Annotated in this window: 17 protein-coding genes and 1 pseudogene; all 18 read left to right on the top strand. The window is 46.6% G+C overall.

Annotated features, from left to right (window positions below):
- Positions 1-296, top strand: a pseudogene (locus GQO39_RS06970) (hypothetical protein); the annotation flags it as partial.
- The gene (locus GQO39_RS06975; RefSeq protein WP_156851547.1) at positions 293-2,272 is read left to right on the top strand and encodes a transposase domain-containing protein; all 1,980 of its coding nucleotides are present in this window, start codon (positions 293-295) and stop codon (positions 2,270-2,272) included. The pseudogene GQO39_RS06970 and the gene GQO39_RS06975, both read left to right, overlap by 4 nt.
- A 339-nt stretch (positions 2,273-2,611) precedes the next feature.
- On the top strand, positions 2,612-3,643 hold the full coding sequence (locus GQO39_RS06980) for an AAA family ATPase (RefSeq protein WP_156851548.1): 1,032 nt from the start codon (positions 2,612-2,614) through the stop codon (positions 3,641-3,643).
- On the top strand, positions 3,640-3,921 hold the full coding sequence (locus GQO39_RS06985; RefSeq protein ID WP_156851549.1) for a hypothetical protein: 282 nt from the start codon (positions 3,640-3,642) through the stop codon (positions 3,919-3,921). The genes GQO39_RS06980 and GQO39_RS06985 overlap by 4 nt, the downstream gene beginning before the upstream one ends.
- Positions 3,918-4,169, top strand: coding sequence for a hypothetical protein (locus GQO39_RS06990; protein WP_246668546.1), 252 nt, complete (start codon positions 3,918-3,920; stop codon positions 4,167-4,169). Before GQO39_RS06985 ends, GQO39_RS06990 begins: the two co-directional genes overlap by 4 nt.
- Before the next feature lie 14 nt (positions 4,170-4,183).
- Positions 4,184-4,807, top strand: coding sequence for a DUF3164 family protein (locus GQO39_RS06995; protein ID WP_156851569.1), 624 nt, complete (start codon positions 4,184-4,186; stop codon positions 4,805-4,807).
- Positions 4,808-4,815: 8 nt separating this feature from the next.
- On the top strand, positions 4,816-5,433 hold the full coding sequence (locus GQO39_RS07000; protein ID WP_156851570.1) for a regulatory protein GemA: 618 nt from the start codon (positions 4,816-4,818) through the stop codon (positions 5,431-5,433).
- A gap of 6 nt (positions 5,434-5,439) precedes the next feature.
- Entirely contained in the window at positions 5,440-5,847 is a 408-nt protein-coding gene (locus GQO39_RS07005) for a helix-turn-helix domain-containing protein (protein ID WP_156851550.1), read from the top strand.
- 54 nt (positions 5,848-5,901) lie between these two features.
- Entirely contained in the window at positions 5,902-6,516 is a 615-nt protein-coding gene (locus GQO39_RS07010; protein ID WP_156851551.1) for a glycoside hydrolase family 19 protein, read from the top strand.
- Positions 6,513-6,800, top strand: coding sequence for a hypothetical protein (locus GQO39_RS07015; protein ID WP_246668548.1), 288 nt, complete (start codon positions 6,513-6,515; stop codon positions 6,798-6,800). Before GQO39_RS07010 ends, GQO39_RS07015 begins: the two co-directional genes overlap by 4 nt.
- Positions 6,793-7,131 carry a hypothetical protein gene (locus GQO39_RS07020; RefSeq protein ID WP_156851552.1) on the top strand — a complete coding sequence of 113 codons (339 nt, stop codon included), beginning with the start codon at positions 6,793-6,795 and terminating at the stop codon, positions 7,129-7,131. The genes GQO39_RS07015 and GQO39_RS07020 overlap by 8 nt, the downstream gene beginning before the upstream one ends.
- A complete protein-coding gene (locus GQO39_RS07025) occupies positions 7,124-7,339 on the top strand; it encodes a hypothetical protein (RefSeq protein ID WP_156851553.1) in 216 nt (71 codons plus the stop codon). Before GQO39_RS07020 ends, GQO39_RS07025 begins: the two co-directional genes overlap by 8 nt.
- Positions 7,336-7,650, top strand: a complete 315-nt coding sequence (locus GQO39_RS07030; RefSeq protein WP_156851554.1) for a DUF2730 family protein — start codon at positions 7,336-7,338, stop codon at positions 7,648-7,650. The genes GQO39_RS07025 and GQO39_RS07030 overlap by 4 nt, the downstream gene beginning before the upstream one ends.
- Positions 7,647-8,003, top strand: coding sequence for a VpaChn25_0724 family phage protein (locus tag GQO39_RS07035; RefSeq protein ID WP_156851555.1), 357 nt, complete (start codon positions 7,647-7,649; stop codon positions 8,001-8,003). The genes GQO39_RS07030 and GQO39_RS07035 overlap by 4 nt, the downstream gene beginning before the upstream one ends.
- On the top strand, positions 7,966-8,547 hold the full coding sequence (locus GQO39_RS07040; RefSeq protein WP_156851556.1) for a phage protein Gp27 family protein: 582 nt from the start codon (positions 7,966-7,968) through the stop codon (positions 8,545-8,547). Before GQO39_RS07035 ends, GQO39_RS07040 begins: the two co-directional genes overlap by 38 nt.
- A complete protein-coding gene (locus GQO39_RS07045; RefSeq protein ID WP_156851557.1) occupies positions 8,540-10,162 on the top strand; it encodes a hypothetical protein in 1,623 nt (540 codons plus the stop codon). Before GQO39_RS07040 ends, GQO39_RS07045 begins: the two co-directional genes overlap by 8 nt.
- Before the next feature lie 12 nt (positions 10,163-10,174).
- The gene (locus GQO39_RS07050; RefSeq protein ID WP_156851558.1) at positions 10,175-11,776 is read left to right on the top strand and encodes a DUF935 domain-containing protein; all 1,602 of its coding nucleotides are present in this window, start codon (positions 10,175-10,177) and stop codon (positions 11,774-11,776) included.
- Entirely contained in the window at positions 11,769-12,974 is a 1,206-nt protein-coding gene (locus tag GQO39_RS07055; protein ID WP_156851559.1) for a phage head morphogenesis protein, read from the top strand. Before GQO39_RS07050 ends, GQO39_RS07055 begins: the two co-directional genes overlap by 8 nt.
- Positions 12,975-13,140 lie beyond the last annotated feature (166 nt).

The raw sequence follows: 13,140 nt of genomic DNA on the forward strand, positions 1-13,140 counted from the left end.
AGCGTATGGCGCATTATTTAGGGATTGGGTGTTTAAGTAAGGCCAGTTTGGATGCTTATGTTGCGGAAAGTAAGCAGGTGGATATTTCCTTGCCGCGGTTTAAGGCATTTGTGCGGGCGACAGAGGCATTTTGGCTCTGGGATGAGGTGGTGAGTGAAGATGGATTGTTGTTGTTGCAAGGGGATGAGGCGCGGTTAGCAGAAATTGCGCGGCTCCAGCAGGAACAGCGGGAGATTGCAGCGCGATTGAAACTCATGCGCGCAACGCCGGTTCGCATTAGACGGGGGCAGCCATGAAAGAATGGTTTCGTATTGCCGAATTGGCTGAGGCAGCTTTGCCAGGATTGCCGAAAACATATAAAAGTCTTGAAAACCACGGACGGGCATATTGGAGAAAAAATTCTAAACTCTCGAGGAAGGTGGGAGGCAAAACCAAGCCGGTTTGGGAGTATCACATTTCCTTATTGCCGGAGGGGGCGCGGGCGGCATTGTTGGTGCGGTTTGGAGTGGGTGTTGATGTGAAACAAACGCAAGGGGAGCAAAAGACAAGCATTTGGGTGCGTTATGAGGGGCTTTCAAAGGCGCATAAAAGGCGCTGTGAAGAGCGTTTGAAGGCGCTTTGCTTTATGGATGATTTGCTCCATGCCGGTATGGGTGTGCATGATGCGGCAAGTTTAAGTGCGGTGCAATTTGGTGTGAGCCGGACGTCGCTTTTTAATTGGCGGCAGATGGTTGAAGGGTATGAGCGCTCTGATTGGTTGGCAGCGCTTGCGCCTTGTTATGGTGAGGAGAATGTTTCGCAATTTGCGCCGTGTCATGAGGGAGCGTGGGAGGTTTTTTGTTCGGATTATTTGCGTCTCTCTCGCCCTGCTTTTTCGGCGTGTTATCGGCGGATGGTTTCGGTTGCGCAGGAGCGTGGTTGGGCGCCTGTCCCTTCAGAGCGGGCTTTGCGGCGTCGTTTTAAAGCGCAAGTTTCCAAAGCGGTTGTGGTTTTAGCGCGTGAGGGAGAAGAAAAGGCAAAGAAGCTTTATCCGGCACAACGGCGTGATCGCTCGAGCCTGCATGCATTGCAAGCGGTGAATATGGACGGGCATAAACTGGATGTTTTTGTGAATGTTCCTTGGGGGCAAAAGCCTGTGCGGCTTTATCTGATTGCCATTCAAGATCTTTATTCGGGCAAGATTTTATCGTGGCGCTTATCGGATGCTGAGAGTTGGGAAATCGTGCGTTTGGTGATTGGGGATATGGTAGAGGCTTATGGGATACCGGAGCGTATGACCTTGGATAATGGGCGTGCCTTTACCAGCAAGTGGATTTCTGGAGGTGTGCAAAACCGTTTTCGCTTTAAGATTAAGCCGGATGATCCGCAAGGGCTTTTGACGAGTTTGGGAGTGCAATTGCAATGGACCACACCTTATAGCGGACAGTCTAAACCGATTGAGCGGGCATGGCGTGATCTGGCAGAAGCGATTTCCAAACATCCCTTTTGTGCGGGGGCTTATACGGGCAATAAACCGGATGCCAAGCCTGAAGATTATGGCAAGCGGGCGATAGAATTTGAAGCGTTTAAAGCCCATGTTGGTGCGCAAATTTGTGCACATAATGCGCAAGCGGGGCGTAAGGCGGTTAATTGTGCGGGGCGCAGTTTTGATGAGACTTTTACTGAGAGTTTGCAAGCCGAGGGGACGATTATTCGGCAAGCAACGGCAGCACAACGGGCTTTATGGCTTTTAACCTCTGAGGCATTGCGTGCGCAAAAGGGTACGGGCGAGATCCATTTTTATGGCAATCGTTATTGGGCGCGTGAACTTAACCAGTATGCGGGGCAAAAGGTGATTGTACGCTTTGATCCGGATAATTTGCACCAAGATTTACGGGTTTATGATTTGCATAATCGGTTGCTTTGTTTGGCACCATGCCTTTGTGATGTGGGTTTTTATGACCAGCATGCGGCGCGCTTGAATGGGCGTTTGCGTAAAGAATATGTGAAGGCTGTTAAAGCAGAAAAACAGCTAGCGGCAAAGCTTGCGCCTGATCACTTGGCCGATGTTTATGGGCGCCTTGAGAAAAAAGATGAAGCGTTGAAATCGAAGCTTCCGATAAAGCCAAAGGTTAGCCGCTTGATGCCAAACCATGTGGGGAATTTAGCTTTGACAGCAGACGATGATGAGGTTTTGGGGGCAGAAGAATTTAGCCATCATTTGCATAAAGCTTTGAGAAAGCTTTCGGCGTCTGATGAGGGGCGTGAGGTGATCAAGTTTCCTAAACGATAGGAAAGGAAAGAGGGGGGATTTGCAAGAATTCTCAAAAGGAAGCTGGGTTTGTATCGCGTACCAGCTTGAAGCGTTAACAAAGAAAAGGGGGGAGAAGTCTTAATCCTTTAAAAGTTTAAATCAATACAATTAAATTTTCAGGTGTCTTTGCTTATCAGGTGAGGAGCGTGAAGTTAGCAAGTTCGCGGATGTGTAAGAAAGAGAGGGGGATTTGTAAGGTTAGCCGTTTTAGTATCGCGTACGGCTTTAGAGTAACAAAAATGGGTAGGTGGGAGCCTACCCATTCAATAAAATCTAAAATCCATAAGAATCTAGATCAATACGAGAGGGAGATTATAGATGAAAAACGCGATAAATGCAACGGTCGATAAAAATCCTTGGGCGCGACCTAAAATCCAGCCCAGTGGGACAGCACAAAACCGCAACAGTGATGATATTGCTTTATGGAATGAACTTGTGGATTCGGTAAGAGCTTTGGGACAAATGAATGATTGGTCGAAAGCAGAGGTGGCGCGACGCATTGGTATGCCGGATGGGACGTTTTCGCAATGGTATGCGGGCAGTTATGCGGGGCAATTGGGTAAGCAAAATGCAAAGGTTCAACAATGGGTTGAGGTTTTAAAGGAAACGGCGGGGTTTTTGGAGAAGATCCCAGAAAAACCAGCCTTTCAGAGGAATCGAATTGCCAGTGAGATCATTGACACTTTAACACTGGCACAAAGCACGGGGGATATGGTGATGATTACGCTTGATGCGGGCAGTGGCAAGACGGAAACCTGTCGCCATTATCGCTCTACCCGCCCGCATGTTTATCTGGTGACAGCAAGTCCCCATACGCGCAGTGTTCACGGTATTTTGAATGATATGGCAGCAGAATTGGAAGTGGTGGAATATAATCCCACCCGCTTAACGCGTGCCATTGGTAAGAAATTAGAGCGTGTGGGCAGTGGCACGTTGTTGATTGTTGATGAGGCGCAAAATTTAACGGATGAAGCGATTAATCAGTTGCGCCATTTTGTTGATATTAATGGCACAGGGTTAGCTTTGGTTGGCAATGATGAGATTTCGGGGCGGTTGGTTCATCGTCAAAATGGTCCCTCTTATGCGCAAATTAAAAGCCGATTGGCGATGCATCTGAAACGGCGCAAGCCCTATAGTGAGGATATTGCTGCGCGCATCCATGATTGGGGCATTGAAGATTCAGGGGCGATAAAGTTTCTGACAGGGATAGGCTTAAAGGCTGGAGCTTTGCGGCAAATTGACAAAACCATGATGTTGGCACGCATGGCAGCGCTTGGAGATGGGTGTGAGGTGACCCTGAAACATGTCAAAGCGGCATGGAAAAACCGTGACGTGGAGGAATTGGCATGACGCGGATAAGCAATAAGGAATTATCCGATACGCTTGTTGGTCTTTATGACGATTATCAATGCGGTTTGGAGATTGGAGAACAGCTTAAATTGTGTGTTGATTGGGCATTATCGCTTGAATTGGAATTGAGTGTTCACCGTTTGGGCGAAGCAGAAGGGGTTTTAGAGGGCCAAGTTGTAGAAGCTTTGTCGCGTTGCAAAGTTTCTTATTCCAAGAGGGATGAGAGAATTGATGAGACAGGTACAGTTATTCATATGGATTTTGGAGGCGGAAAATGATGGAACGGAACCCTTATATGGTAAGAGATTGCTTGGTTGCTTTGCGCTCTGCTTTGTTAAAACATGAACTGGAGGGCATTTTTTTGAGTGCGAAAGATGTTCGAGAATTGAATGATTATTTGCGTCGCTTGGCAGGCTATAACCACATTTTAGGACATGAACTTTTGCGGTGTCGTTGGCAATTGAAAGCGGGATGTGCGCCTTCTTCAGGGGATGTTGTGCCGTTTCGTCGGTTTCAAAAAACATAAGGAGGAAGTTGGTGATGAATCCACAAATTGAACTTGAAGGCACGCATTATATGAAGGATGCGAAAGGGGCTTTGGTGCCGGTAAGCCTGATCCGTCCTGCAGATTTGTTAGAAGATGAAACGGTGCGCAAAATTATGGGTTTTGCGAAAGAATTATCGGCAAGGATTGCACGTTTTAACAGCCATACGATTGCGGATTTGAGTGCTTTTGATAGCTTGCTTGCACAAGAATATGGTGTGGAGCGGCGTGGCAAAAAGGGCAATTGTACTTATACAAGCTTTGATGGTTTGCAGCGCATTAAAGTGCAAGTGCAGGAGAGTTTTGATTTTGGACCACAATTGCAAATTGCCAAAAGCCTTCTTGATGAATGTTTGAATGAGTGGTCTGCCGATGCACGCCCTGAAATCCGTGCCATTATTACGCGTGCTTTTAATACGGATAAAGAAGGCAAGGTGAATCGGGGAGAAATCTTTATGTTGTTGCGTTTGGATATTGATGATCCACGCTGGAATGAGGCTATGCGTGCACTTCGTGAAGCGTTCCGTGTGACGACATCCAAGGAATATGTGCGTTTTTATGAGCGCGATAGTTTGGAAAGCGCTTGGCGTGCTGTGACCATTGATATGGCGAAGACGTGAGGGGTGACATGTCTTTAGCCGCTATTCATCTGGGAAAACGCGCTTTAGGTCTTGATGATGAGACCTATCGCGCACTGCTGTTCCGCTTGACGGGGAAGCAATCGGCGAAAGATTTGAGTGTTTCAGAAAGGCACTTGGTTGTTGATGAAATGAAAGCTTATGGTTTTGCGCCGAGTGTGAAGCGTTTAGAGGGCAAATATGCTAAGAAGCTCCAGGCGCTCTGGATTTCTGGGTGGAATCTTGGCATTATTCGTGATCGTTCAGACAAAGCATTGCTTGGCTTTGTAAAGCGGCAAACGGGGATTGATCATATCCGTTTTTTACGCGATGGAGATGATGCGGGCAGAGCTATTGAGGCGTTGAAAGGTTGGTTACAGCGTGAGGGCGGGGTTGACTGGAGAGGGAAAAAGATTCAAGATTCTTGGAGGAATAAACCAAGTATTTCGATTTTGTGTGCCCAATGGAAGCGTTTGAATCCTGCTGTTGTGTTTGATGTGGAAGCTTTTCATCAAAGTGTTATGGCGTTAAGTGGTAAAGCTTTGGGCGAGATGGATGGGGGCGATTTTCGCCAAGTAATGAATATTTGGGGGCGGAAAATCCGTAAAAGTTTTAAAAGCGAGGGGTAAGCATGCATGCAAGAGGAAATCTATAGCGATTTTCCTGCCTTATTGCGTGAAATAGCTGATGTTGCGGGCAGTGAGGCGGCATGGAATATGATGCGTGCTTTTGGTGGACGAGAAGTTTATATACCCGGGCGTCTTGAGAATGCGGATTGGTTGATTGAAATTGTTGGGTTTGAAGAGGCGCAACAATTGATCAACCATTTTTGTTTTAATGGTTCTGGTGTGCGCCTTCTTATCCCCCTTGGTAGAGATGCTGAACGGCGGCAAAAAATGCTAAAAGCGTTGCAAAAAGGTTGGTCGGTAGATGCAGCGTCTGCTGTTTCTGGTATGCATGTGCGTACAGCTTATCGCTTGAAAAAGAGAATTTCTTCGAAAGAACCACAAGGTTTATTATTTCCAGAGCTTTATGAGTATTGAGAGTTTTGACTGACAGTGTCAGACTTATATGAGGGAGCAGAAATCCAATAAACTGTGGATGGATTTTTATTCATTCATTGGTTTGTTATGGTTTCAATAGATACCTCTTTTCTTCATAAGCTTGCCCCTAAATTGGCGCATCATGCGCGCCAAGATTTTATTATTGTTGAAATGGCACGCGTGTTGCCTAAAGCTTTGTCTTATGGTGCGATCACGACACCATTGCGTGTTGCACATTTTTTAAGCCAATGTGCCCATGAGAGTGATGGCTTTTTTACGGTTTGTGAATATGCCTCTGGGCGTGCTTATGAGGGGCGGCGTGATTTAGGCAATGTTAAGCCTGGGGATGGTGTACGTTTTAAGGGGCGTGGTTTAATCCAATTAACGGGGCGCAAGAATTATCAACGCTTTACGCAGTTTTTGCGGTTGGTGGATGCTAAAGCGCCCGATTGTGAAGCTTTCCCGCAAGAGGTGGAACAATTTCCAGCAGCGCTTTGGTCTGCTATCTGGTTTTGGCAGATGAAAGGCTTGAATAGGTTAGCAGATCAAGATGATTGTCTCAGAATTACCAAGGCGATTAATGGTGGTAAGAATGGACTTGTGCAACGTTTGACCTATTTAAACCGCGCCAAAAAGCTTTTGGGGCTGTCATGCGAGGTGAAGACATGAAGCCGTCTTATCGGGGTTCTAGGCTCTATTTATGGTGGTCTTTTTGGTTTTCTTGGGGGGTTATTTTTTTGCTCATTTGTGGTGGTTTGTGGGGTGCACCACACATTGTTGATATGGCGGGTATTTCTATCCCTTCGATGGTAGCGATTATTGTTGGCAATTTGGGTGTGCACCGCGGTTTTGGCTCTTTGGATTTTTCCAATAGGAAGCCTGCAAACCCGTATAAGAACCAAAAACAGAGTGTGAAGGCGGTTTATCGGCGGGGAGATAAGCGCAATGTTTAGCCCTGTTTCAAAATTGTCTTTTGGGCTGCTTTTTTTTGTGGGTGTTATTTTATCTGAATTTGGCTTGATGAAAGCGCAAATTTTAAAGGCGGAAAGAGCGCGTGATTTGTATTGGCAGCTTGAGATTGCCAAGGTTTCGTTAAAGGCGAAATTTGAGCAGGAGCGCCAGAGGAAAGCAGCATGGGCAGCAGAGCATCGAGCACAAGGGGTGATTTCGGCTTTGGAACAAAAGCTTATAAAAATGGAGGAAGTCAATGCAGTATTGCCAATTACTGGCTGTGGCATTGGGGTTGAGCGTGTGCGCTTGCTCAACAAGCAAGCCGGTGGATAGTCTGTCTTATCAGTTTTTATCGGTTGAATTGCCGCCTGTTGTTGGCATTGCGTGTGCCCGCCCAGCTTTACTGCCGCAGCGTGCTTTGAATGCGCGTGAAGTGGTGCATTATTGGGGGCGTGATCGTGTTGCTTTATTGATTTGCGAACAGCGCAGAGGAGCTGCGGTTCAAGCAATTCTAGGCAAGATGGAGGGGGTTTTTAAGTGAATTTAGATATCAGTGTTGCGAATGGCTGGTTGTCTTTGCTTTTATCGGTTGTGGCGATTTGTGGCGTTTTGAGAGCCTATTTTTCTTCAGGTGCGCGGGAAATGCTGAAAGACATCGCGGCGCTTAAAGAGCGTGTGCAAAAGTTAGAAACGGAGATGGATTTTTTGCCTGATCGCGATGCGCTGCAAAGGTTGGAAGTGAATATGGAGAAATTGAATGGTCGCCTCAATACGCTTTCTGCCCAATTGCAACCGGTGGCGGCGATAGGTGAGCGCTTGCAAGAGTTTTTACTGGAGAATGCCAAGAAATGAAAGCAGATATGGATAAAATCATCCGTGAAGAAGCGCGGTTGATTATTTTAAAAGGGCTTGTTTGTGAGCGCAGTGAAACCTTATCGAGTGCGATGATTGAGCGGCTTTTATACAGTTATGGCATCAGGCGCGATCGCGATTTTGTGCATAATGAACTGGCTTGGATGGAAGATCAAGGTGCTGTCACATTAAAACAGGTGGGTTCAGTTTTTCTTGCGGCGTTAACCGAACGGGGAGCGCGTCATTTAGATCGGAGCTTTTCCATTGAGGGGATTAAGCGGCCTAAACGTTCATCAATAAAAGACGAGGTAAAAGATGCGCAAAGTCGGGCGTGGACGGTTAACGGCGATTGATTTATTGCCGCAAGCTTGTGATCAGATTATTGCTGCGGCTGCTGAGGCTTTAAATGGGCGTGAGAAGACACAAATGGCTATTTATGGTGAGTTTAAAGCGGCTTTGAAGGCTTTACAAAAGGAAACGGGCTTAAGATTTTCTATACCCTCTTTTTCCAGTTTTAATCGTTATTCTTTGCGGTTAGCGGTGATGTCACGGCGCCTAGAACAGACAAGGGAAATTGCCGCAAGTCTCTCCCAGCGCTTTGATGCCAAAACTTCTGATAATATCACTCTTTTGACGGCGGCGGCGATTAAAGAACTGATTTTTTCCACGTTAAGCAGTGGCAAAAACCTTTCACCAAAATCGGCACAAGAATTGGCTAATGCGCTCAAAGGGGTTTTGGCAGCGGAACATTTGTCGACCACGAGGCGGCAAAAGTTGGAAAAGGATTTTGCTTCTAAAGCAAATAAAGCGGTTGAGATGGCAGCAGTCGCGGCGGGGCTCTCAGAAGAAACGGCACGCGCTATTCGTGCGCAAGTGTTGGGGGTTAAAAATGGCTGAAAGGCTCCTCTCAAAAAGTCATGTCTTTGATCATCAAAGTGGTTTTGATATTTGGAGGTCCAGAGCTTTCTCTCAAGAGCAAGATCCTTTGGAGGAAGGTGTTTTGATGGCGCATCAACTGGCATGGATTGAAGATAAGTCACCGTTAAAATTGGTTGAAAAGGGGCGGCGCACCGGCATTACTTTTGCGGAAGCTTTGGATGATACCCTTATTGCTGCAGCAACGCCTGAGGCTGGTGGCGATAATGTTTTTTACATTGGAGATACCAAAGAAAAGGGACGTGAGTTTATTGGTTATGTGAGCAATTTTGCTAAGGCTATTACCAGTAATAGTGGGGATGTGGAGGAGTTTTTATTCTCTGATCAAAAAGAGGATGGTTCAACAAAATATATCTCTGCTTACCGGGTGCGTTTTGCTTCAGGCTTTCGCATTGAAGCGCTTTCTAGCCGCCCTGAAAATATCCGTGGTCTACAAGGCATTGTAGTGATTGACGAGGCGGCGTTTCATCAAGATGTGCGCTCTGTTTTGGATGCGGTCAATGCTTTGTTGATTTGGGGAGGCAAGATCCGTGTGATCTCAACGCATAATGGCGTGCTCAATCCTTTCAATGAACTGATCCGTGAAGCGCGTGCAGGCAAAGTGCCTTTTTCGGTGCATTGTTACCCCTTTGGTGTCGCTGTTAAAAATGGCTTGTTTAAACGGGTCTGTGCGATGAAGGGGGAGGTGTGGAGTTTAGCTTCTGAGCAACAATGGGAGCAGCAAATCCGTGCCTCTTATGGGGTGCGTTTGGCTGCTATGCGCCAAGAATTGGATGGCATACCAGCCGATCAAGAAGGGGCGGCTTTAACACGCTTACAGATTGAAAATTGTTGTGCGCCTGATATTGCGGTGTTGCGTTTTGCTTGTGTGGATGATTTTAAAAATCAATCGGATTATCAAAGAAGTCAAACTGCTCTTCATTGGTGTGAGGGGCGCCTAAAACCTCTTCATGCTGGGCTTGACCGACGGCGCCAACATGTTTTTGGTGTTGATTTTGCGCGGAGTGGGGATGCAACGTCGATTGTGGTGATGGAAATTGGGCAAGATCTGGTACGGCGTGTGCGGTTTATGGTGGAATTGCGCAATACGCCGTTTGACCAACAAAGAGAGATTTTATTTTATGTGGTGAATGGCTTGCCACGTTTGTTGGGGGGCGCTTTAGATGCACGGGGTAATGGGGCTTATTTAGCCGAAAAAGCGGCGCAGCGTTATGGGGGTCTGGTGCGGGAAGTGCAATTGTCGCAAAGTTGGTATGGTAAAGAAATGCCGGCTTATTTAGAAGCTTTTGGGGATGGGTCCATTGTTTTGCCGCGCGATAGCGATATTTTTGCGGATCATCAAGCGCTTGCTTATGTCAATGGCATTGTGAAAATTCCGGACACTCATCGTTTTAAAGGCAGTGATGGTTTTATGCGCCATGGGGATAGCGCGATTGCTTGCGCTTTGGCTTATTTTGCCAGCCGCCAAACTCCTGAAATTTATGATTATACAGCTGTGAGAGAGGCTTATAGTTTTGATGAAAGCCCGCTCTTTTCAACCCCTTTTTTTTCAACAATGCGATCAAAGATTTATTGATGGGATGATGAGATGGTAAAACTTTTAGATCAGTGGGGTAGGGCGCTTAATATCAAAGGGTTGGAGCGAGAAGTAGCAAGTCCTACCATTAATGGTGTTCGTGATGTGTGGTCACAAACCATTGTAAGTGGTCTCACCCCTGCGCAACTTGCTGATATTTTACAACAGGCAGCACGGGGTCATCCAGAACAGTTTTTCCAACTTGCCGATGATATGGAAGAGCGTGATTTGCATTATCGTGCTGTGCTTGGCATGCGTAAGAATGCTCTCACAGGGGTGGAGCCTGGAGTAATTGCAGCAAGCAACAGTGCATTGGACAAAAAGATTGCGGATGCGGTGCGAGAAGTGATTAGTGCACCTACCTTTGTTGATGATTATGTGACGGATTTGTTAGATGCTTTGGGAAAAGGCTATGCGGTTGTTGAAACCTTGTGGGACAAGAGTGCTAAGGAATGGTGGCCGGTTGCTTGGAGGTGGCGTGACCAGCGTTTTTTTCAATTGGATCGACGGGATGGTTTTCATTTGCGTTTAAAAGAAGAGGGGTCTCACTATGGTATTGAGTTGCCTGCTTATAAATTTTCCATTCATCGACCAAAGCTGAAAAGTGGTTTACCTATCCGCACGGGGCTTGCCAGACTTGCGGCTTGGGCGTTTTTGTTTAAGTCTTATACACTGAAAGATTGGATGGCATTCTTAGAAGTTTACGGCATGCCGTTGCGCGTGGGCAAATATGGTGCGAGCTCTTCTCATGAAGAACGGCGGGTTCTCATTCAAGCGGTGCGTGATTTATCCAGTGATGCGGCAGCGATAATTCCCAAAGAGATGGAGATTGAATTTATTGAAGCAGCGGGGGGGAGTGGCAATGCGGTTTTTGCCGCAAAAGCTGAATATTTAGATCGGCAGATTTCCAAGGGTGTGTTGGGACAAACCATGACGACGGATGATGGTTCGTCCTTTTCGCAAGCGCGCATTCATGAAAATGTGCGCCATGATATTGCCAGAGCTGACGCCCGCCAACTGGCGTTGACGGCTAACCGTGATTTGATAGCGCCTTTTGTTGAGATTAATTTTGGGCGCCAAGAGCGCATCCCCCTTGTCTATTGGCCGATTTCTGAAAATGAAGATATTAAAGCCATTAGCGATGCGCTGGAAAAACTCGTGCCCTTGGGTTTGCGTGTTGGTGCGCAAGAGGTGCGCAATAAGATTGGTTTTTCGCAACCAAAAAAGGGAGAAGATGTTTTAAAGGCTCCTGATAATGCGCCTGATGATGAGAGGGGACAAGAGGATGGTGAGGGTAAACAAAAGGCTCATGTTTGTGCTGATTGTGGGGGTGCTTTTGATGTTTCTGTGACAAGAGAGAGAAAGGGTGGAAAAGAGCAGGGTGGGAAACATCACGACGAATTGGACCGCCTTTCTGAAGAAGCTTTAAGTGACTGGGAAGAGGATTTAGAACCCCTTTTAGAGCCTTTTAAAAAGCTTGTAAGAGAAGCAAAAAGTTATGAGGATATCCTCAAAGGCTTGGATGAATTGCTAGGCGAAATGGATCATCACGCATTAGCAGCGCGCTTGGCAAAGGTACAAATGATTGCACGTGGGCTTGGGTATCATGGCTGAGGAACTTTTTAAAACTGCTCCCAAAGAGGTCACCCGTTATTTTGAAGCCAAGGCACTTTTTCCAAGTTTTGATTGGCGTGATGTGGCACCAGAAGAACATGCTTTTTCCTTTACGGTAGCAAAATCGGTGGGCTATGACATTTTGGATGATTTTAAGCGAGCGGTTGGAGAGGCAATAAAACATCAAGTTCCTTTTCAAGACTTTCAAAAAAATTTGATGCCGATTTTACAGGAAAAGGGTTGGTGGGGGAAAAAGACCAGCATTGATCCCAAAACTGGTGAAAAGAGCGTGGTGCAATTGGGCAGCCCACGGCGTTTAGAAACGGTCTATTGGGCTAATACCATGAGTGCCCATGCGGCAGGTGAATGGGAGCGTACGCAACATAATAAAGAATTTTTGCCCTATCTCACCTATGCTTTGTCCAGTTCAGAACATAAGCGTTTAGAACATGAAAGTTGGGTGGGATTTACCGCACCCGTTGATGATCCGGTTTGGGATTGGCTTTATCCACCAAATGGCTGGCGGTGTAAATGCAGTGTACGGCAGGTAAGCCGTTATGAAGCAGAAGATTTAGGCTATGAAAAGGGGGCGGAGCCACTTCAAGTGGAACAGAAGGTTTGGCACAATAAGCGAACGGGACAAGTTGAAAAGATACCAAAGGGGATTGATCCTGGATGGCATTTGAACCCTGGGAAACATCGGGCGCAAAATTTAAGCAGTTTTTTAAGTGATAAAGTCTCTGTGATGGGGGACAATGGCAAGCGTATTGCCATTGAAGATATTGTAGGCTCACCGCTTTTGGAAGCCATGTTTGAAGGGCATATGCCGCGTGGGTTTATACCCATTGCACCTATACCACAAAAGGTGGGTGATGTTTTTGCAGCGGAGAATTCTCTTATTCGCTTATCCTCAGACAGTGTGAAACATATTTTGTTAGAGCATCAAGTGCGAGCTCTTCACTTGGAGGATTTTCGAGGCGCCATTCAAACACTCATCCGCCCCCATGGAATTATCAGGCGAAAAGGTGTACCGAGCGTTGTGTTTTTGGGTGAAAATGATGGGGTATGGTGGCGCTTAGCGGTTAAATTTGTGGCAAGCAAACAAGAATGGTGGTTGACCTCCATGCATAAAAAAAGCTCTAGAGAAATTGAACGCTTATTGGATGCGGCTGAAAAAAAGGGCGAGAGGTTGTTGTAAAGAAAACAACAGGAAGAAAGTCTTGTGTTCTTAACGGAAAAGAGGCGAGGAAAATGAGAAGGCGTGGAGGGCGGTCAACTCCTCGCAGATCCGGTAAAACCGTCCTGGTATAACTGGCTCACGCCTCGTGGATAGAAGTAACAGTTTAACAGTTTAAAAGCAATCT

It is taken from the genome of Bartonella refiksaydamii (genome assembly GCF_902652675.1).
GTDB lineage: Bacteria > Pseudomonadota > Alphaproteobacteria > Rhizobiales > Rhizobiaceae > Bartonella > Bartonella refiksaydamii.

Coding starts and splice junctions, on each gene's coding strand:
- GQO39_RS06975 (WP_156851547.1), top strand. CDS start 293: ATGAAAGAATGGTTTCGTATTGCCGAATTGGCTGAGGCAGCTTTGCCA.
- GQO39_RS06980 (WP_156851548.1), top strand. CDS start 2,612: ATGAAAAACGCGATAAATGCAACGGTCGATAAAAATCCTTGGGCGCGA.
- GQO39_RS06985 (WP_156851549.1), top strand. CDS start 3,640: ATGACGCGGATAAGCAATAAGGAATTATCCGATACGCTTGTTGGTCTT.
- GQO39_RS06990 (WP_246668546.1), top strand. CDS start 3,918: ATGATGGAACGGAACCCTTATATGGTAAGAGATTGCTTGGTTGCTTTG.
- GQO39_RS06995 (WP_156851569.1), top strand. CDS start 4,184: ATGAATCCACAAATTGAACTTGAAGGCACGCATTATATGAAGGATGCG.
- GQO39_RS07000 (WP_156851570.1), top strand. CDS start 4,816: ATGTCTTTAGCCGCTATTCATCTGGGAAAACGCGCTTTAGGTCTTGAT.
- GQO39_RS07005 (WP_156851550.1), top strand. CDS start 5,440: ATGCAAGAGGAAATCTATAGCGATTTTCCTGCCTTATTGCGTGAAATA.
- GQO39_RS07015 (WP_246668548.1), top strand. CDS start 6,513: ATGAAGCCGTCTTATCGGGGTTCTAGGCTCTATTTATGGTGGTCTTTT.
- GQO39_RS07020 (WP_156851552.1), top strand. CDS start 6,793: ATGTTTAGCCCTGTTTCAAAATTGTCTTTTGGGCTGCTTTTTTTTGTG.
- GQO39_RS07035 (WP_156851555.1), top strand. CDS start 7,647: ATGAAAGCAGATATGGATAAAATCATCCGTGAAGAAGCGCGGTTGATT.
- GQO39_RS07040 (WP_156851556.1), top strand. CDS start 7,966: ATGCGCAAAGTCGGGCGTGGACGGTTAACGGCGATTGATTTATTGCCG.
- GQO39_RS07045 (WP_156851557.1), top strand. CDS start 8,540: ATGGCTGAAAGGCTCCTCTCAAAAAGTCATGTCTTTGATCATCAAAGT.
- GQO39_RS07050 (WP_156851558.1), top strand. CDS start 10,175: ATGGTAAAACTTTTAGATCAGTGGGGTAGGGCGCTTAATATCAAAGGG.
- GQO39_RS07055 (WP_156851559.1), top strand. CDS start 11,769: ATGGCTGAGGAACTTTTTAAAACTGCTCCCAAAGAGGTCACCCGTTAT.